This window comes from Micromonospora sp. NPDC006766 (assembly GCF_040636055.1).
In the GTDB taxonomy this organism is placed as follows: Bacteria; Actinomycetota; Actinomycetes; order Mycobacteriales; family Micromonosporaceae; genus Micromonospora.
In genome coordinates this window covers 1-18,293 of sequence record NZ_JBEYIX010000034.1, presented here as the reverse complement: position 1 = coordinate 18,293, position 18,293 = coordinate 1, and the positions used below count along the sequence as shown (strand labels likewise).

Genomic DNA, 18,293 nt, shown 5'->3' with positions numbered 1-18,293 from the left:
CGCTGGCTCACCCGTTTTTCGACGCAAACTCCTTGATCAACAGGTGGTCCCGGGGTCAGGCCGACGTGTCGGTGAGCCGTCGCCAGGCCAGCGCGGTGAGCACGGTCAGCGCGGCGGCGGCCAGCCAGAAGGGCGCCAGGATGCTGCCGGTCGCCTGGGCGACGAGCCCGCCGGTAGCCGTGCCGATGGCGGCCCCGCCCAGGTCGGCCAGGGAGTAGACGCTGTTCACCCGGCCGCGCAGCCGGTCCGGCACGAGCCGCTGCCGCAGCGACACCACGAGCACGCCCCAGACCATGCCGTGCATCCCCCAGACGGCGAGCGCCGCCCCGGCCACCCAGGCGTGCCGGGTGGTGGCCAGCACGACTTGCAGCCCGATCTCGACCAGCAGCCCGGCCCGAAGCAGCGCCGGGGCGCCGAACCGGGCCCGCAGCCGGGACGCCAGGGTGCTCCCAGCGAGCCCGCCCAGCGCGGAGGCGGTCAGCAGCACGCCGTACCCGACCTCGGTGAGGCCGAGCCGCTGCCTGGCATAGAGGACGAACGCCGCGAACGCCGCACAGAACGCCACGTTCATCACCGCGATGCAGGCGGCGAGGGTGCGCAGGACCGGTACGCCCCACAGGGCGCGTACCCCGGCGGCGATGTCCGCCCGCAGCGAGCGCTTCGGCCCGGCCTCGGTTGGCTGCGCGGATGGCGGGGCCGGCCGCCAGCGCAGCAGCGCCAGCAGCAGCGCGGCCAGCCCGAAGGTGGCCGCGTCGAAGGCGAACGGCAGCGCCGCCGCGAGCACGAACAGGTACGCCCCGAGCGGCTTCGCGGCGAACTGGTTGCCAATCACGAAGGTGGCGAAGAGCCGGCTGTTGGCCTGCTCCAGACGTTCGGGCGGAACCACCGACGGCAGCAGCGCCCCGGCGGCGGTGTCGGCCAGGGTCTCCCCGACGCCGGCGAGGAAGAACGCCAGGCAGATCAGCGGCACGGTGGCCACCCCGGCGAGCACCGCCATGGCCAGGGCGGCAAGGACCAGGCCCCGGCCGAGGTTGACGCCGATGATCAGCCGGCGCCGGTCCAAGCGGTCGACGAGCGCCCCGCTGACCAGGGAAAACAGCAGCCAGGGCAGCTGCGGGGCGAGGGCCGCCGCGGCCACGGCAGCCGGGTCACGGGTGAGCGAGGCGACCAGCAGCGGGCCGGCGACCATGGTGACGCCGTCGCCGAGGTTGGAGACCGCCGAGGCGGTCCAAAGGCGGAGGAAATCCCGGCCGAGGCGACCGGCGGGGACGGTGGGGACGGTGGTCGTCATGCCGACCGCCGGGCAGGGGCGTGCGATCCGGACACGACGGGGTGCCCGGACAGATATTCCGGAAACACGAGGAACTCCCTCGGAAGCGATACGGTGGCGTGGGTACGCCAGGACGAAGGACCCGCGCAGGGCGGGTCACCTGATCGCTTCGCGGTGCGGAGGTGGTGTCGCGGGGGAGACCTGGACGGTCGGGTGCAGCCCGGGTCAGGACACCATGGTCCGCAGCGGCGAAGCGGAAACCAGCACCGTGCCGAGAAGAGCCATGGTCATGACCGACCTCCCGTCGTCGGCCTAACCGTAGGGGATGTCGATCCGCTGCGCGACCCCGGTTGGACAGGGCAGGGGTTGGTGGCCGAGAGTGTGGCGACGTGAGATACCTGCGTTCCGACGGGCGGGTCGGCATCCGCCGCCCTCGTCCCGCCGACGAGGCGGAGTTCATCGCCGCCGCCCGGCGCAGCCGGGACCTGCACCACCCATGGCTGTCGGCCCCGGACGACCCCGAGCGGTTCGCGGCGCACCTGCGCAAGATCCGGGGCCGGGACAGCTCCGGCTACCTGCTCTGTGACGTGGCCAGCGGCCAGATCGCCGGGTATGCCACCATCAGCGGCATCGTGATGGGCGCGCTGCGCGGCGGCTACCTCGGCTACGCCGCCTTCCTGCCCTACGCCGGCACCGGCCACGCCTCGGCCGGAATCCGGCTCGTCACCGCGCACGCCTTCACCGCGCTCGGGCTGCACCGGCTGGAGGCGAACATCCAGCCCGGCAACGAGCCGTCCCGGCGCCTGGCCCGCCGGCTGGGCTTCCGGCTGGAGGGATTCTCGCCGAACTACCTCTTCATCGACGGGGCCTGGCGGGACCACGAGCGCTGGGCGATCACCGCACCGGAGCCCGCGCCGGCTTGACGAGCCGTGGGGCTCGGGCGGGCCGACCGACCCCTCGCGCCCCTACGAACTTGATGACGTGGATGAATCGCCGAGCTGCCGCGTGGGCGGTGCGATCGAGGTGAATCGTTTACGTCATCAAGTTCGTAGCGGCAGAGAAGTACCTGTCCGTACGGCGGCGCGAAGTTGATCCACCCGTGACTCCGTGACTCAGCGTCCGGGCCCGCGGGCCTCCGTGCGCTGCCCGGTCACGCGCTGCAACTTCGCCTGTTTGTGGTCCACGCGCCGGCGCTGCCGAGCGGTGAGTCGCGGGCGGCCACTCTGCTGCTGGTAGTTCGCGATCCGTCGGTCGGTCGGCAGGATGCTCACAGCGGGCTCCCTTCGATCGTCTGGACAGTGAGCGGAACGTCCCGCAGCGCCGGCACCTCCTGCCGTTGCGGCTCCCGGGTCAGCGTCGCGGCGAAACGGTCCGGCTGTATCTCCAGGTACGGCGGCGTCACGTCCTCGGCGTGACCGGCGACCGCGACGACGACCGGGGCGCGGCACTGCCGGTCCGGCCGGAGCTCGATGGTCTGACCGGGGCGGACCAGGTACGAGCCTCGGTTTACCTTGCCGCCGTCGACGGTGAACGTGTTGTGCGCGACCAGGTCGCGGGCCTCGTTGATGGAGCGGGCGAAGCCGGCCCGGTGCACCAGCGCGTCCATCCGCTGCTCCAACTGGCCGGCCAGGTTCTCCGCCGAGTCACCGGGTTGGCTGACGGCCGCCACCAGGGCCCGCGCCAACTGCCGGTCGCGTAGCGCGTAGCGGGCGCGCACCTGGTGCCGCGCGTCGTCGTCCAGCCAGGGTCCCCCGGGGGCGGGCCGCGGCCCACCGCGTACGCCGACCGGATTTCGCTGTCGCCGCATCCGGTAGCCGTACGCGGGGTGGATCGGGAACACGTCCTCGGGCGCGGGACGTACCGTGGTGCGGACCGCCATGTCGTTTCCTCCCTCAGCTCTCGCGGTCCCACCACCCTCCGTCACGCTCGGGTGAGGCCGCCCCACCCCGTCCGGGTGACCCGGTGAGCGTCGGCACGTTTGTCGGCCGTGTCGGCGGGAACGGCGGTAGGCATGACGAAACCTCGTGTGGTGATCGTGGGTGCCGGATTCGCCGGATACCACGCGGCGAAGACGTTGAGCCGACTGGCCGGCAGCCGAGCCGAGATCGTCCTGCTGAACACGACCGACTACTTCCTCTACCTGCCGTTGCTGCCCGAGGTCGCCGCCGGGGTGGTCGAGCCGACCCGGATCGCCGTGCCGCTCGCCGGGACCCTCGACGGGGTCCGGGTGGTGATCGGCGAGGCGGACCGGGTGGACATGCAGAACCGCTGGGTCGGCTACCGCTCGCCGGAGGGCGACCACGGCCAGCTCGCGTACGACCGGCTGGTGCTCTCCGTCGGCAGCGTCAACAAGCTGCTGCCCATCCCCGGGGTGACCGAGTACGCGCACGGCTTCCGCGGCCTGCCCGAGGCGCTCTATCTGCACGACCACGTGGTCCGGCAGATCGAGCTGGCGGAGCTGACCGAGGACCCGGTCGAGCAGCGGGCCCGGACCACCTTCGTGGTGGTGGGCGCCGGTTACACCGGCACCGAGGTCGCCGCGCACGGGCAGCTCTTCACCGACCGGCTCATCGCCCAACGCCCCCACATGAAGGTCCGCCCGCGCTGGATGCTGCTGGACGTGGCGCCCCGGGTGCTGCCCGAACTGGATCAGCGGATGTCGGTCACCGCCGACCGGGTGCTGCGCCAGCGCGGGGTGGACGTACGGATGGGCACCTCGGTCTCCGAGGCCACCCCCGACGGCGTCATGCTCACCGACGGCGAGTACGTCCCGACGTGCAGTCTGGTCTGGTGTGTCGGGGTACGTCCCGATCCGTTCGTCGCCGAGTTGGGGCTGCGGACCGAACGGGGGCGCCTGGTGGTGGACGAGTACCTCAACGTCCCCGGCTGCCCGGAGATTTACGCCTGCGGCGACGCGGCGGCGGTGCCCGACCCGAGCCGGCCCGGGCAGATCTGCGCGATGACCGCGCAGCACGCGCAACGCCAGGGCAAGCTCGCGGCGCACAACATCGCCGCCTCGTACGGAAAGGGCACGCGAAAGCCGTACAAGCACTACGACCTGGGCTGGGTGGTAGACCTGGGCGGCAAGGATGCGGCAGCCAACCCCCTGAAGCTGTCGATGTCCGGCCTGCCGGCGAAGGCCGTCACCCGCGGCTACCACCTGCTCGCCATGCCGGGGAACCGGGCCCGGGTGGGTGCCGACTGGCTCCTCGACGCCACGCTGTCCCGCCCGTCGGTGCGGCTCGGCCTGGTGCCGGCGAACGCGGTGCCGTTGGAGAGCGAATCGCCCGAGGTGGTGCGCCGCACCTGACCCGTGGCGCGTCGGCGCAGGTAAGGCAAGGAGGGGGGACGGGGTGTCGGAGACGCTGACTCAACAAGCCTTGAAAATCAACTGGGCGGAGATGCCCACCTACAACACCATCATGGCGCTGGCCGCAGGCTCCGGTCTGCTGCTGATCGTGGCGCTCGGCTGGCAGATGCTGACGGACCGGCCGATCGCCGCCGAGGGCTGGGCGATCGCCTTCGCGGTTCTCGGCACGATCCTCTTCGTCACCGGTCTGCACATGACGTTGACCTGGCCGCTCGCGCCCGGAGGCTTCGCCTTCGACAACATCATCTTCGGCGAGCCCTCACTCGGCTTCGGAACGCTGATGCTCGGGGCGGCGATCGTGCTCTGGCGGCGCGGCAGGGTCTTCGCCGAGGCGTCGCTGGAGGACGGCGGACCCCGGACCGAGCAGGTTCGACGGTTGGTCTGGCCGATTTCGATCTTCGTATTCGCGCTCGGTCTCGCCTGCTTCGGCATCGCCGCGGCCGGGTGGACGTACACCCTCTTCGCCGCGCCACCCCAGGAGCCGATCTCGGGCGCCTTCGCGGACTACCCGCTCATCGAGGCGACCTTCATCTCCGGCCTGTACGTCCTCGTCGGCATCGGGGCCGTGCTCACCCCGTTCGCCCTGATCAGGCTGAACCGGGTCCTACTGGCGATCGTGGGGGTCGCCTGGGCGATCGCCGGTATCGCCTTCACCCTGTTCGGAGCTTTGAACTACTTCACCCACATCGGGCTGATCATCCACACGATGTAGGCGGGCCTCAACGGTCAGCCGGCGTCGGTGGCCGGGCGGGTGCCGGCGGCGAACGCGTCCAGGGTCGCCGCGTGCAGCACGCCGCCGGGCACCGGGTCCCGCGCGACGCGGGCGGCGAGGCGGCGTACCGGCAGCCGGTCCGGGTGGTGAGCGGCGGCGAGCACGAGGTTGCCGTAGCGCCGGCCGCGCAGCATCCGCCGGTCGGCGACCAGGCAGACGTCGGCGAAGACGGCGCGCAGCGCGGCCACCTGGGTACGGGAGAAGACCAGCGGCGGCAGGTCGGTCACGTTGACCAGGTAGACGCCGTCCGGGTGCAGCACCCGGGCCACCTCGGCGACGAACTCGACGCTGGCCACGTGCCGGGGCATCCGGGCCGCCCGGTAGACGTCGGCGAGCACCAGGTCGTACGCGCCGGACGGCGCGACGCTGACCGCGTCCCGGGCGTCGCCGATCTCCACGGCCACCTCGGCCGGCGTCGGCGGCAGCTCGCGGCGGACCAGTTCGACCACGGCGGGGTCACGCTCGACCACCCGTTGCGGTGAGCCGGGTCGGGTGGCGGCCAGCCAGCGTGGCAGGGTCAGCGCGCCGCCGCCCAGGTGCAGGGCGGCCAGCGGGCGACCCGGCGGCGCCGCCAGGTCGACCACGGCGGCCATCCGGCGGACGTACTCGAAGTGCAGGTGGGTGGCGCGGGTCCGCGACGTCCACGTACGACTGTTCGACGCCGGCGGCGAGCAGCGTCCGCCCGGTCGGCCGGGACCGGTCCACGACGATCTCCAGACCCTCCGCGCCTGTCACGGCGGGCAACGGTACCCGGGCCGGCGGGCGGGGTGCCCGCCGGCCCGGGCCGGCTCAGCCGGCGTTCATGCCGGCGCCCACCTCGTCGATGGCGTCGTCGATCCGCCCGGCCAGGTCCACGTCCTGGGTCGTCACCCCGTCGACCTGTCGGGTCCGTACGGTGATCACCGCACTGTCCTGGTCGGGGCGGCCGATCTGGGGGCCGCGCCCGGTCTCGACCCGGAGCTGGTCGAGCCGGTCGAGCACCCGGTCCAGGTTGGCGGCCGGCAGCTCGATGGTGCGCACCAGCGACTGGCGGTCGCTGGACCAGTACGGCAGCCGGGCGAGCGCGCCGCGCAGCTCCTGTTCGGTCAGCGGTGCGGTGGCCGACATCGGCCCCACCAGACCGCCGCCGGGCTCCGGCGGCGTCAGCAGGTCCCGCAACCCGTCCGGTACGCGCAGCGACTCGACCAGGTCACCGTCGGCGTCGGCCAACGCGGCCAGGGTCGCCTCGGCCTGGTAGCGCGCCTGCTCCGGGGTGAGGCGGCTGCGGCGGCCCACCTCGGCCAGGAAGCCGGGCAGGTCCCGACGCCGTTCGATGCCGTCCGCCGGCACCACGTCGTGCAGCTTCAGCGGCACCGCCTCGAGCAGCCGTTCGCGCTCGGCCTCGTCGAGCGCCCAGGCCAGCGCGAGCACGGTCGCCTCCGCCGCCACCTTGGCCGTGGAGAAGTCGACCCCGGCCCGTCGGCTGACGTCGTCGACGAGATCCCGGTAGCCCAGGGTGGTCACCCGGGCGGCGCCCGGGGCCTGGTCCGGACGGGGTCGGGGACGTTCCGGGATACCGGCCGGGGGCGGTGCGGGACCGCCCCGCGTGGTGTTGGGCTTGTGCCGTCCGGCCGGTGGCGGGCCGGACCGTTCCCGCTGGTCCAGCGAGGTGACCTGCTTGGACGCGCTCAGGCTGGCGCCGGTCTGGCTCGGCCGTTGACCGCGTTCCCGGGCCTCCCGGGCCAGGGTCCGGCGGCGCCGGTTGTCGCCCTCCATCTGCTTGCGCATCGTCGCACCTCGTTCCTCGTCGGTTCCGCCTTTCGCGGGTGGCCTTCCCGGCGTCGGCTGGAAGGAAACGGGTGCTGTCTCGGGGGCCGGCGGGCTTCATCCGGCGAGGGTGAGTGCCGCTCACCCGGCGGGGTCCCATGATCGAGGTGGACCGGAAGACTTCCGATGCACGCGGAAGGGAAGGTCACCATGAAGAGGATCATCGAGATCGTCCCCGCCCGCCCCGGCTGGTACGCGCGGTGGCAGGTCACGCCGGAGCTCACCCGCTCCTACCCGGTGACGCTGTGGGCGCTGCTGGAGGAGGCCGACGGCACCGGCCGCGAGGTGGTCGGAGTCGACTGTGTGGGGCAGTGGCCCGGAGCGGACGACAACGAGGCGGGTGGAGACTTCGTCCGTTATCTCTTCCAGACGCCCGATTCCGGTGCCCCGGAGGACGCCGAGTCGCCCACCGTCGCGGAGCTGCGCGAGTCGGGGCCACGTCGGCAACCGGTCCCGGCCGCCTGAGCCATCCTCTCCGGCCCCCGACCCCTGGTCCCAGGGTCGGGGGCCATCCCCCTGTCCGGGCGGCTGACGGCGAATCGCGCGGCGCGGGGTCTCCCAGCCTCGGATACTGAATATTTTTCGCCGAACCGCCGCGGCCGAAGCCGCCACCGAGCAGCATCGGCAGGTGGGGGAAAGTAGGACCAGCTGCCTGGGGGGCGACAGTATGAGGTTCTCCGTCGTTGAAACCGGCTACGACCAGCGGCAGGTGGACTCCTGCCTGGATGAGCTGGGAGTCCGGTTGGTCCGGCTCGCGGCGCGCGCGGAGAGCGCCGCCGGTGCCGGTCGGGAGTGGGATCGGATCCGGGAGGAGGCGACCCAACTCTGTGATCTGCTGCGCCGGCGTACCGCGTTGGAGGCCGACACGGCCGCCGTGCGGGCCGGCGCGACGTTGGTGGAGCGGGAGGCCGCTGAGCTGTTGGCCCGGGCCCGCGGCGAGCTGGAGGCCGCCCGCGAGGAGGCCCGCGAGGTCCGCGAGCAGGCGTACGCGGAGGCGCTGCGCACGCGTCGCGACGTCGAGGCGGCGCTGCTGGCCCGGCGGCGGCGGGAGGCCCGGGTGGAGGAGATCCTGGGGGTACGCGGGGACATGGTGCCGGTGGACACCCCGACCGCCGCGGCCGGGGTGCCGGCGACCCGGGTGGCCGCGGGTGCCCCGGGTGACCCGGCGACCGGCCCGACCGAGCGCAGCGCCGCCTGAGTTTTCGCTCAGACGAGTGCGGCGACCACGGTGATGGCGTGCGCCTCGTGCTGGGCGTACGCGTCGGGGTAGGCGGACACCTGCACCGCCTGGGCCGCCCGGGTGAGGCTGAGGTCTGCCCAGCCCGGCACCTCGGCGAGTGCCGTGAAGAAGGCGCGGGCGGCGTACGCCGGCTGCATCAGCTCGGCGACGGTGCCCGGTCGGCGCGACCACCGGCGGCGCGGTGCGCGCGAAGTCCCGCGAGGCGGGCTGCTCGATGGCGCTGCGGTCGGCCAACGCCTCGGGGACCGCCCAGTGCTCCGGCCCGGCGTCGTCCCCGATGCCGAGGAAACCGACGAGGTCGAGGCAGCAGGTCACGCAGGCCGCGAGAACCCCGGCTGCCGCGGGCCGCCCGGATCGATAGGATGCGGACGGTGACGGAGCAGATGGTCGATGAGCCGGTCGCCGACGATTCGTCCGGTGGTCGCCGGGGTCGGCGGGGCCTGGTGGTCAGCATCGTCGCCGTCCTGTTGGCCGTGCTGCTCGCCGGCCACCGAGCGGTGCCCAACGTGCGCGGCCTGGGCAGCCTGGTTGACAGCGCCGCCCCGCTGCTCGGGCTGGGCGTACCCCTGCTCGGCCTGGCGGCGCTGCTGCGCCGCTCCCGCCGGGCGCTGCTGGTGGTGCTCCTCCCGGCGGTCGTCTGGGGCGCGCTCTACGGGCGCGCCTGGCTGCCACCGGCGGCCAGCGCGGGGCCGACCTCGCTCCGGGTGGCCAGCCAGAATCTGCGCTCCGGGAACCCCGACCCGGCCGCCACCGTTGGCGCGCTCACCGCCGCAGACGTGGACCTGATCGGGCTGCAGGAGGTCGACGACGACGATCGGGTCGACGCCGCACTGGGGCAGCGGTACCCGCACCGGGCCGCGGTCTCGACGGTTGCGCTGTGGAGCCGGTGGCCGATCCGCGACGCCGTCGGGGTGGACACCGGTCTGGGCTGGGACCGGGCGCTGCGCGCGGTGGTCGCCGCCCCACAGGGCGACCTGGTGGTGTACGTGGTCCACCTGGGCTCCGCCCGCGCCGGGCACACCGCCACCCGCGACGAGACCCTGGCCGCGCTGGCCACGGCCGTGCGGGCCGACCCGGCGCCTCGACTGGTGGTGCTCGGCGACCTGAACACCGCCACCACCGACCGGGTGTTCGTCCCGCTCGCCCGGCTGTTGCACGACGCGCAGGCCGACGCCGGTCAGGGCTTCGGCTTCACCTGGCCGGCGGAACTGCCGGTGACCCGCCCCGACCACGTGCTCTACCGCGGGCTCACCCCCACCGCGGCGGGCGTGCTGCGCACCCCGGACAGCGACCACCGGGCGGTGACCGCCGGTTTCCGCTGGTGAGCGGTCAGCGCCGGCCGTTGTCGGCGGGAGTGACGGTCAGCCGGTGCCGGCTGGCGTCGCCGCTGGAAAAGGGCCAGAGCCGGTCCGCGTACGCCACCAGGTCGGCCAGCTGCTTGCGGGTCAGCCCGGCGGACGAGATCTCGGCGTGCACGTCGGCCCGGTACCGGCCGTCGTCGTCGCGGCCCAGCTTCGCCTCCGCGGTCACCTCGACGGTGTGCGCCTCGTCGGTGATCTCGGCGGCCGCCTCCACCGCCGCGTGGTGCAGGCAGGAGGCGAACGCCGCGGCAAGCAGCTGCTCGGGCGTCAGGCCGGTGCAGTGCGGCGCCAGCGGGGACGCCAGGGCTGTGGAAAGCCCGCCGTCCTCGGTGCGTACGTGACCCCCCGCGGCGGTCGCCGTGGCCTTCTCGGGCAGCCAGGAACTCGGACTCGGCATCGCGTTCCTCCCGTCACTCACCCGCCCGGCTACCCGGCCCCCGCATCACGAAACCGGGTGCGGGCCCGCCGGCGCGGGGTAGCTTCCCGAGCAGGGGTGCGGGTGCCCCGCGAGGAGCGGAGGGTACGAGTGGCTCTGGTGCGCGTACGGTTCGTCGGCGGGCCCGCCGACGACCTGGTCCGGGACCTGCCGGCCGACCCCGACGGGGTGCCGCCACAGCGGTGGATCATGCGCCACCCGGACCGCCCGCCCCCCGGCGGCGAAGCCGACCACCTCTATGAACGGGACCACCGGGACGGCTGGGGCACCTGGACCATGCGGTACGTGCGCACCGAACCATTCGGCGCCACCGAGTGAGCCGGGTCTGGCCGGTCGGGCCGCACAGCTGATACACAGGATCGGAACAGGTTCGGCACAGCGGGCCCGCCCACGATGGGAGGCATGGTCATGGATGGGCGGGCCGGGCAGGGCCGGATCGAGCTGCGCCGACCGGACGGCGAACCGGTGCGAATCCTGGTGGTGGACGACGAGCCGACCCTCGCCGACCTGCTCTCGATGGCCCTGCGTTACGAGGGCTGGCAGGTGAGCACCGCCGGCAGCGGGATGGCCGCGATCAGCACCGCCCGCCAGTGCAAGCCGGACGCGGTTGTGCTCGACGTCATGCTCCCCGACCTGGACGGTTTCCAGGTGCTGCGCCGGCTGCGCGAGGAGACCCCGACCGTGCCGGTGCTCTTCCTGACCGCCCGGGACGCGGTGGAGGAGCGGATTGCCGGGCTGACCGTCGGTGGCGACGACTACGTCACCAAGCCGTTCAGTCTGGAAGAGGTGATCGCCCGGCTGCGTGCTTTGCTGCGCCGTACCGGGTTCGCGGTCGCCACCGGCGAGAACGCCGTGCTCACCGTCGGCGACCTGACCCTCGACGAGGACAGCCATGAGGTACGCCGCGGCGGCGGCTTGATCACTCTCACCGCCACCGAGTTCGAGCTGCTGCGCTACCTGATGCGCAACCCGCGCCGGGTGCTGAGCAAGGCGCAGATCCTCGACCGGGTCTGGAACTACGACTTCGGCGGCCAGGCCAACGTGGTCGAGCTGTACATCTCGTACCTGCGCAAGAAGATCGACGCCGGCCGCGAGCCGATGATCCACACGCTGCGGGGCGCCGGATATGTCCTCAAGCCCGCGGAGTGAGCGGGCCCGGCGGCTGCGCGGCCGGCTGGCCGGCTGGTCGCTGCGCCGCCGCCTGGTGCTCTCCGTGGTGGCGCTGTTGGCCCTGGTCAGCATCGGCATCGGCGGCCTCACCACGGTGGCGTTGCGGCACTTCCTGATCGCCGAGGTCGACGATCAGCTCAGCGGCGATCAGCCCCGACGGCAGCAGGACCGGCGGTCTCCCTTCGACCTGCCGCAGTGGCGCGGCCAGGGCCGCCCGCCCTCGCTGCCGCCCGGCCTGCCCCCGGACTCCATCGCGGTCCGGATCGTTGGTGGCCAGGTCGCGGCGTCGAGGCAGAGCGACCAGGCGCCGATCACCGTGCCGGCCGGCGAGGTGACCGCGCTGACCCGCCTGCCCGTCGACGGCACGCCGCGCACCGTCCACGTCGGCGATCTCGGCGAATACCGTGCGGTGGCCCGCACGGTGCCCGACGGTGACGTGCTGGTCTTCGCCATCCCGCTCGCCCCGGTCGAGGCGACGGTCATGTGGATGCTGGTCGCGCAGGCGGGCGTGGTCACCGCCGGGCTGCTCATCGCCGGTAGCCTCGGCGCCCTGATCGTCCGGGCCGCGCTGCGCCCGTTGAACCGGGTCGCCGCCACCGCCACCCGGGTGACCGAGCTGCCGCTGGACCGTGGCGAGGTGGCGCTGTCGGTCCGGGTGCCGGCGGCCGACACCGACCCGCGTACCGAGGTGGGGCAGGTCGGCGTCGCCCTCAACCGGATGCTCGGCCACGTCGCCGCCGCGCTCACCGCCCGGCAAGCCAGCGAGACCCGGGTACGCCAGTTCGTCGCCGACGCGAGCCACGAGTTGCGTACGCCCCTGGCGGCGATCCGCGGTTACGCCGAGGTGGCCCGGCGGGGCCGGGACGAGGTCCCGCCGGACGTGGCGCACGCCCTGCGCCGGGTCGAATCCGAGAGCGTCCGGATGACCACTCTCGTCGACGACCTGCTGCTGCTCGCCCGGCTCGACTCCGGCCGGCCGCTCGCGGCCGAGCCGGTCGACTTCACCGCCCTGGTGGTGAACGCGGTCAGCGACGCGCACGCGGCCGGCCCCGACCACGGCTGGAAACTCGACCTGCCCGACGCGCCGGTCAGCGTCACCGGCGACACCCACCGGCTGCACCAGGTGGTGGCCAACCTGCTCGCCAACGCCCGGGTGCACACCCCGCCGGGCACCATCGTCACCACCCGGCTCGCCTCGACGGTTGAAGGAGTCGAGCTGAGCGTGACGGACGACGGCCCCGGCATTCCCGCCGACCTCCAGCCGGAGGTCTTCGAACGCTTCGCCCGCGGTGACGGCTCCCGGTCCCGGGCGCACGGCAGCACCGGCCTCGGCCTGGCCATCGTGGCCGCCGTGGTGGAGGCCCACCACGGCCGAGTCGCCGTGGCCAGCCGCCCCGGCCGTACGGCGTTCACGGTGCTGCTGCCGAGACCCACAGCCGACGCATAGGTCGTTCACGGGCCCGGGCGCTATGCCGGCCGGGGGGCGGGTGTCCCAGGCGTTAACAGGGGGCCCCTGCTCTACCGCAGGCGTTAACAAGGGGCCCTTCCTTACGACCGTGCGGCCTCCGTGCCCGGTGCAGACGGGTACGGTGGAGGACAAGTCCGGCTTTGGGGGCATTCAGGCGACGATATCGGGCCGGCTTCCATCAACGGCGAGGGAAGGGAGCAGCCGTGACGCACCTGGCCTACCTGGATGCGGGATCCGGCAGCCTCATCGTGCAGGCGGTGGTCGGCGGGGTGGCCGGAGCGGCGGTGGCCGTCAAGCTCTACTGGCGACGGCTGATGGCCCGGTTCCGCCGGCAGCCCACCGACCGGAGCTGACCGGCGTGTCCGTCTCCGACGCTGCCGCCCGGGTGGAGCCGGGCTCCTTCCGCGACCCGGGCAACCGGGTCTTCCACCGTCGGGGCGAGGTGCTGCGCGGCCTCGACGAGCGGTCCGCCGGCGACTGGCGGGCCCTCGCCGCCAGCGACTTCTTCCGCGATCTGCTTGACGCGGGCAAGCTGTGCGGCACGGAGGAACTCGTCCCGACCCCGGTCGACCTGCCCTGGGCGGCGGTGCTGCGGCACGAGCGGATCCCGGTCGTCTCGCACCCGTACGAGTGGTCGGGCGGAATGCTGCGCGATGCCGCCCTGCTGCACCTGGAGATCCTGCGATCGGCGTTGGTCGCCGGGTTCACCACCAAGGACGGCTCGGCCTACAACCTCCAGTGGCGGGGCGCGTCACCGGTCTTCATCGACGTCGGCTCGTTCGAGCCGGCCCGCGACGGGGAGCCCTGGGCCGGCTATCGGCAGTTCTGTCAGACCCTGCTCTATCCGCTGCTGCTGCAGGCCCATCTGGGGCTGGACTTCCAGCCCTGGCTGCGGGCCCGGATCGACGGCATCGAGCCGGACCAGATGCGCCGCCTCTTCTCGGGCGCGCGTCGGCGGCACGCCGGGGTGCTCACCCACGTCCACCTGCACGGCGCGCTGCAGGCCCGACACGCCCAGGCCAGCACCAGTGATGTGCGCGCCCAGTTGCGGGACGCCGGATACTCCCGGGAGCTGGTGCTGGCGACCGCACGCGGCCTGGAGAAGCTGGTCCGCCGGCTGGACGCCCGGCCGGGGCCGAGCCACTGGTCGGACTACCAGCGCACCTGCGCGTACTCGGTGCCCGACCGGTCGACGAAGGAGAGCTTCGTCGACCGGGCGGCGGCCGTCACGATGCCGGGGCTGGCCCTCGACCTGGGTGCCAACGACGGCCGGTACGCCCGGATCGCGGCCCGGCACGCCGAGTACGTGGTCGCCGTCGAGCAGGACCCGACGGTGGTCGACGTGCTCTACCGCGCGCTGCGGGACGAGGGGGAGCGGCGGATCCTGCCGCTGGTGATGGACCTGGCCGACCCGTCGCCGGGCGGCGGCTGGCGGAGCGTCGAACGGGCCGCCTTCGCCGACCGGGCACGGTCCGACCTCGTCCTCGCGCTGGCGCTGGTGCACCACCTGGCGATCGGCCGGAACGTGCCGCTGGACGCGGTGCTGGACCAGTTCGCCACGCTGACCACGCCGGGCGGCACGCTGGTCGTGGAGTTCGTCCACCCCGAGGACCCGATGGCCCGGCGGCTGCTGGCCAACAAGCCGGACGGGCTCTTCCCGGACTACCGGCGCGAGGCGTTCGAGGCGCTGCTCGTGGCGCGCGGCCGGATCGTGCGCCGGGTCGAGCTGCCGTCCGGCACGCGCACGCTCTACCAGGTGGTGATCCGTGGCTGAACAGACTCTCGCGCCCCCCGAGGTGCGCCCGGACGCGCCGCCGTCCGGCCGCCGGGGCGGGTGGCGAGACGAACTGGGTCGGCTGCTGGAGGTGGTGGCACTGGTCGGCCTGGTGGTCACCCAGCCGATGCTGGACGTGCTGGGCCACAGTCCGGACTTCTTCCTGTTCCACCGCGCCTCCCCGGCCGACGTGCTGCTCCTGGTGGCGCTGATCGCCGTCGTGCCGACCGTGCCGCTCGCCCTGCTCGGCGTGGTCAGCCTGGTGACCGTCCGGATCGCCCGGGCGGCGGTGCACACCCTCGTGGTGGGGCTGCTGCTGGCCGCACTCGCCGTCCAGGTGGGGCGGCACACCACCCCGCTGCGGGGCGTACCGCTGCTGCTGGCCGCCGGTGCGGTCGGCGTCGGCGCGGCGGTCGCGCATCGGCGTTGGCGGGCCATGGGGCGGGTGTTGCGGCTGGCCGCGGCCGGGCCGGTGATCTTTGTCGGCCTGTTCCTGTTCGCCTCGCCGGCCTCGGCGGTGGTGCTGCCCCGCAGTCACGCGGGGGCGGCCGGGGTGGCCGGCGCGGGCGCCCACCCGCCGGTGGTCATGATCGTCCTGGACGAGCTGCCGCTGGTCTCGCTGCTCGGCCCCGACGGGCTGATCGACGCCGCCCGGTATCCGCGCTTCGCCGAGCTCGCCGCCGGGTCGACCTGGTACCGCGACGCCACCGGGGTGAGCGGCTGGACGCCGTACGCGTTGCCGGCCATGCTGACCGGCCGCTACCCGGCCGAGTCGGTCGCCCCGCACTACTCGCAGTACCCGGACAACCTGTTCACCGCTCTGGGCGGCCTGTACGAGATCAAGGCCGAGGAGAACATCACCCGGCTCTGCCCGCCCAGCCGGTGCGAGCAGCCGGCCAGCCCGGAGCAGGGGCTCGGCGTGCTGGTCCGGGAGAGCGGCAAGCTGCTGCGCCAGGTCACCGCGCCGGTGGACAGTCAGGTCGACCCGGAGAACTCGTACCGCGAGCTGACCCGGGCCGAGGCGAACCTGGACGCCGCCGAGCCGGTCCCGGCCGACCCGAAGTTCCGCTGGGACACCCTCAACGACAACCAGCCGGCCCGGTTCACCACCTTCCTCGCCGGGCTGCGCCCGTCCACCCGGCCCACCCTGCACTTCCTGCACCTGCTGATGCCGCACGCGCCGTGGGCGTACCTGCCGTCCGGGGCCCGCTACGCCGCCCCGGACGACCTGCCCAACGACGGCGCCGGCTGGGTGGACCTGGCCCGCCAGCGGCACTTGGCCCAGCTCGGCTACACCGACCGGCTGATCGGCGAGACGCTGCGGGCGCTGCGGGCCACCGGCCTCTACGACCAGGCTCTCGTCCTGGTCACCGCCGACCACGGCGTGAGCTTCCTACGGGACTGGCAGGGCCGGGGAATGGACGCCATCAGCCATGCCGCCGATCAGGTCGCCTGGGTGCCGATGTTCGTCAAGGAGCCCGGCCAGCAGGCCGGCCGGACCGACGAGCGGAACTGGCAGCACGTCGACCTGCTGCCCACCATCCTCGACGAGACCCACATCAGCGTCCCCTGGCGCCTCGACGGCCGCTCGGCGAAGCAGCCCCCGCGCGACGGCGCCGGCAAGCTCTTCTACGACCGGCCCGGGGAGCCGGTACGGATCACCGGCGGGGTGCCGTCCCCGCCCGCCACGCCCGCCCCGGACCCGCTGATCGGCACCCGGGTCGGCGGCAAGCCCGCCGGGGGCACGGCCACCGTGGCGAACCTGGCCGCGTTCCGCGCCGTCGACCCGGCGGCGGGCGACCTGCCCGCCCTGGTCTGGGGCGCCGTGCCCGCTTCGGTGCCCGACGGGACGAAGCTCGCGGTGGCGGTCAACGGCACCGTGGGCGCGGTCGTCCCGGTCGTTTCGCCCGACAAGGGCCGGCGCTTCGCCGCCTTCCTGCCCGACGATCGGCTCTTCGTCGCCGGGGCCAACCGCCTGGACCTCTACCGGGTGGGCGCCGACGGCAGTTTGCGCAGCCTCCGCCTGTCCTGACCGCGTCTCGGACGCCTCCGACCACCTCGGCTTTGGCCGGGGTGGTCCTGTTTTCGCGGGTTTCCGCGCCGGCCGGTCGGGAATCGGGTGACGCACACCTCACCGCTGAACCATGACGAGCGGTGTCGCCCGGACCGTAAGTACGGTAAAAGCGAAGGCAACTCAATGTAGATCTTGCCGGCGAAGCGAGGAACAGATGACGGAAGTCAAGCTCGACCACCCCGGTGGCCAGCTGTCGATGCCGGTGCAGTCCGCGGTCGAAGGCCCCGGCGGAATCAAGGTGGGCAACCTGCTCAAGGAAACCGGGATGACCACCTACGACCCCGGTTTCGTCAACACCGCGTCCTGCTCCTCCGCGATCACCTACATCGACGGTGACGCGGGCATCCTGCGGTACCGGGGCTACCCGATCGAGCAGTTGGCCGAGAAGTCCTCCTTTCTGGAGGTCTCGTACCTGCTGATCTACGGGGAGCTGCCGACCCAGCAGCAGCTCGGCGAGTTCAGCGAGCGGATCCGGCGGCATTCGCTGCTGCACGAGGAGATGCGTCGGTTCTTCGACGGCTTCCCGCGCGACGCGCACCCGATGGCCGTGCTCTCCTCGGCGGTCAGCGCGATCTCGACCTTCTACCAGGACAGCCTGGACCCGTTCGACTCCGAGCACGTGGAGATGTCCACGGTGCGGCTGATGGCGAAGGTCCCGACCATCGCCTCGTACGCCTACAAGAAGTCGATCGGGCAGCCGCTGCTGTACCCGGACAACTCGCTCGGCTACGTCGAGAACTTCCTGCGGATGAACTTCGGGGTGCCGGCCGAGCCGTACGAGGTCGACCCGGTGGTGGCCCGGGTGCTGGACATGCTGTTCATCCTGCACGCCGACCACGAGCAGAACTGCTCCACCTCGACCGTGCGGCTGGTCGGCTCCAGCAACGCCAACCTCTTCGCCTCCGTGTCGGCCGGCGTGAACGCGCTGTTCGGCCCGCTGCACGGCGGCGCCAACCAGGCCGTGCTGGAGATGCTCCAGCGGATCCAGGCCGACGGCGGCGACGTCCGCTCCTTCGTGCAGAAGGTGAAGGACAAGCAGACCGGCGTGAAGCTGATGGGCTTCGGCCACCGGGTCTACAAGAACTACGACCCGCGCGCCGCGATCGTCAAGAAGGCCGCCCAGGACGTGCTCGGCCGGATGGCCAAGCCGGACCCGATGCTGGACCTCGCGATGCAGCTGGAAGAGATCGCCCTCGCCGACGACTTCTTCGTCTCCCGGCGGCTCTACCCGAACGTCGACTTCTACACCGGCCTGATCTACAAGGCCATGGGCTTCCCGACCAAGATGTTCACCGTGCTGTTCGCCCTGGGCCGGCTGCCCGGCTGGATCGCCCAGTGGCGCGAGATGATCAACGACCCGGAGACCAAGATCGGCCGCCCGCGGCAGATTTACACCGGCTACGCCACGCGGGACTACGTCCCGGCCGCGGAGCGCTGACCGCCGACCGACGGCGAAGGGCGCCCGCCCCCCGCCGGGGGGGGGGGCGGGTGGGGAAGGGGGGGAGGTGGGGGGGTTGGGCCGGGCCCCCCGGGCGCGGGGGCTGGCGGGCCC

The 18,293-nt window shown here is 73.1% G+C and carries 19 protein-coding genes and 1 pseudogene; 13 read left to right on the top strand and 7 right to left on the bottom strand.

Translation table 11 applies throughout. The annotated features are described in order from the left end of the window. Positions 1-55: 55 nt before the first annotated feature. Positions 56-1,291: an MFS transporter gene (locus tag ABZ671_RS23300; protein ID WP_357861706.1), complete on the bottom strand. Its 1,236-nt coding sequence runs from the start codon at positions 1,289-1,291 to the stop codon at positions 56-58. A gap of 368 nt (positions 1,292-1,659) precedes the next feature. Between ABZ671_RS23300 and ABZ671_RS23295 the strand changes: the two genes are divergently transcribed. After that, positions 1,660-2,193 carry a GNAT family protein gene (locus ABZ671_RS23295; protein WP_357861704.1) on the top strand — a complete coding sequence of 178 codons (534 nt, stop codon included), beginning with the start codon at positions 1,660-1,662 and terminating at the stop codon, positions 2,191-2,193. Positions 2,194-2,382: 189 nt separating this feature from the next. Here ABZ671_RS23295 and ABZ671_RS23290 read toward each other — a convergent pair whose 3' ends face one another. After that, complete coding sequence (locus ABZ671_RS23290; protein WP_357861702.1) at positions 2,383-2,541, bottom strand: hypothetical protein; 159 nt, start codon at positions 2,539-2,541, stop codon at positions 2,383-2,385. Beyond that, a complete protein-coding gene (rpsD, locus tag ABZ671_RS23285; protein ID WP_357861700.1) occupies positions 2,538-3,149 on the bottom strand; it encodes a 30S ribosomal protein S4 in 612 nt (203 codons plus the stop codon). Before rpsD ends, ABZ671_RS23290 begins: the two co-directional genes overlap by 4 nt. 132 nt (positions 3,150-3,281) lie before the next feature. Between rpsD and ABZ671_RS23280 the strand changes: the two genes are divergently transcribed. Beyond that, the gene (locus ABZ671_RS23280; RefSeq protein WP_357861698.1) at positions 3,282-4,580 is read left to right on the top strand and encodes an NAD(P)/FAD-dependent oxidoreductase; all 1,299 of its coding nucleotides are present in this window, start codon (positions 3,282-3,284) and stop codon (positions 4,578-4,580) included. Between the two features lie 43 nt (positions 4,581-4,623). Continuing rightward, positions 4,624-5,352 (top strand): DUF981 family protein, encoded by a 729-nt coding sequence (locus ABZ671_RS23275; RefSeq protein WP_357861696.1) that lies wholly within the window; start codon positions 4,624-4,626, stop codon positions 5,350-5,352. Positions 5,353-5,366: 14 nt separating this feature from the next. Here ABZ671_RS23275 and ABZ671_RS23270 read toward each other — a convergent pair whose 3' ends face one another. Further along, a complete protein-coding gene (locus tag ABZ671_RS23270; RefSeq protein WP_357861694.1) occupies positions 5,367-6,005 on the bottom strand; it encodes a fused MFS/spermidine synthase in 639 nt (212 codons plus the stop codon). Positions 6,006-6,201: 196 nt separating this feature from the next. Then, positions 6,202-7,179, bottom strand: a complete 978-nt coding sequence (locus ABZ671_RS23265) for a DUF2267 domain-containing protein (RefSeq protein ID WP_357861692.1) — start codon at positions 7,177-7,179, stop codon at positions 6,202-6,204. A 189-nt stretch (positions 7,180-7,368) separates the two neighbouring features. Here ABZ671_RS23265 and ABZ671_RS23260 point away from each other — a divergent pair, with 189 nt between their 5' ends. Together ABZ671_RS23260 and ABZ671_RS23255 are read left to right on the top strand one after the other, a co-directional pair. Further along, positions 7,369-7,683 (top strand): hypothetical protein, encoded by a 315-nt coding sequence (locus tag ABZ671_RS23260; protein ID WP_357861690.1) that lies wholly within the window; start codon positions 7,369-7,371, stop codon positions 7,681-7,683. A gap of 202 nt (positions 7,684-7,885) precedes the next feature. Further along, complete coding sequence (locus ABZ671_RS23255) at positions 7,886-8,416, top strand: ATPase (protein ID WP_357861688.1); 531 nt, start codon at positions 7,886-7,888, stop codon at positions 8,414-8,416. A gap of 8 nt (positions 8,417-8,424) precedes the next feature. On the opposite strand, the pseudogene ABZ671_RS23250 reads toward ABZ671_RS23255, so the two are convergent. After that, positions 8,425-8,613 (bottom strand): annotated as a pseudogene (locus tag ABZ671_RS23250) (hypothetical protein); the annotation flags it as partial. A 216-nt stretch (positions 8,614-8,829) separates the two neighbouring features. On the opposite strand from ABZ671_RS23250, the gene ABZ671_RS23245 reads away from it, so the two are divergent. Further along, on the top strand, positions 8,830-9,783 hold the full coding sequence (locus ABZ671_RS23245) for an endonuclease/exonuclease/phosphatase family protein (protein ID WP_357861686.1): 954 nt from the start codon (positions 8,830-8,832) through the stop codon (positions 9,781-9,783). 4 nt (positions 9,784-9,787) lie between these two features. Here ABZ671_RS23245 and ABZ671_RS23240 read toward each other — a convergent pair whose 3' ends face one another. Further along, positions 9,788-10,216 (bottom strand): OsmC family protein, encoded by a 429-nt coding sequence (locus tag ABZ671_RS23240; protein ID WP_357861684.1) that lies wholly within the window; start codon positions 10,214-10,216, stop codon positions 9,788-9,790. A gap of 129 nt (positions 10,217-10,345) precedes the next feature. Between ABZ671_RS23240 and ABZ671_RS23235 the strand changes: the two genes are divergently transcribed. The 7 genes from ABZ671_RS23235 to ABZ671_RS23205 all read left to right on the top strand — a co-directional run bounded on the left by ABZ671_RS23235 (position 10,346) and on the right by ABZ671_RS23205 (position 18,179). Continuing rightward, positions 10,346-10,573: a hypothetical protein gene (locus ABZ671_RS23235; protein WP_357861681.1), complete on the top strand. Its 228-nt coding sequence runs from the start codon at positions 10,346-10,348 to the stop codon at positions 10,571-10,573. Positions 10,574-10,657: 84 nt separating this feature from the next. Beyond that, positions 10,658-11,404 carry a response regulator transcription factor gene (locus ABZ671_RS23230; protein WP_357861679.1) on the top strand — a complete coding sequence of 249 codons (747 nt, stop codon included), beginning with the start codon at positions 10,658-10,660 and terminating at the stop codon, positions 11,402-11,404. Continuing rightward, positions 11,382-12,872 carry an ATP-binding protein gene (locus ABZ671_RS23225; protein ID WP_357861677.1) on the top strand — a complete coding sequence of 497 codons (1,491 nt, stop codon included), beginning with the start codon at positions 11,382-11,384 and terminating at the stop codon, positions 12,870-12,872. Before ABZ671_RS23230 ends, ABZ671_RS23225 begins: the two co-directional genes overlap by 23 nt. 224 nt (positions 12,873-13,096) lie before the next feature. Continuing rightward, complete coding sequence (locus ABZ671_RS23220; RefSeq protein WP_357861675.1) at positions 13,097-13,246, top strand: hypothetical protein; 150 nt, start codon at positions 13,097-13,099, stop codon at positions 13,244-13,246. 5 nt (positions 13,247-13,251) lie between these two features. Beyond that, positions 13,252-14,667 carry a methyltransferase domain-containing protein gene (locus ABZ671_RS23215; RefSeq protein WP_357861673.1) on the top strand — a complete coding sequence of 472 codons (1,416 nt, stop codon included), beginning with the start codon at positions 13,252-13,254 and terminating at the stop codon, positions 14,665-14,667. Further along, positions 14,660-16,699, top strand: a complete 2,040-nt coding sequence (locus ABZ671_RS23210; protein WP_357861671.1) for a sulfatase-like hydrolase/transferase — start codon at positions 14,660-14,662, stop codon at positions 16,697-16,699. Before ABZ671_RS23215 ends, ABZ671_RS23210 begins: the two co-directional genes overlap by 8 nt. Before the next feature lie 196 nt (positions 16,700-16,895). Continuing rightward, positions 16,896-18,179 (top strand): citrate synthase, encoded by a 1,284-nt coding sequence (locus tag ABZ671_RS23205; RefSeq protein ID WP_357861669.1) that lies wholly within the window; start codon positions 16,896-16,898, stop codon positions 18,177-18,179. Positions 18,180-18,293 lie beyond the last annotated feature (114 nt).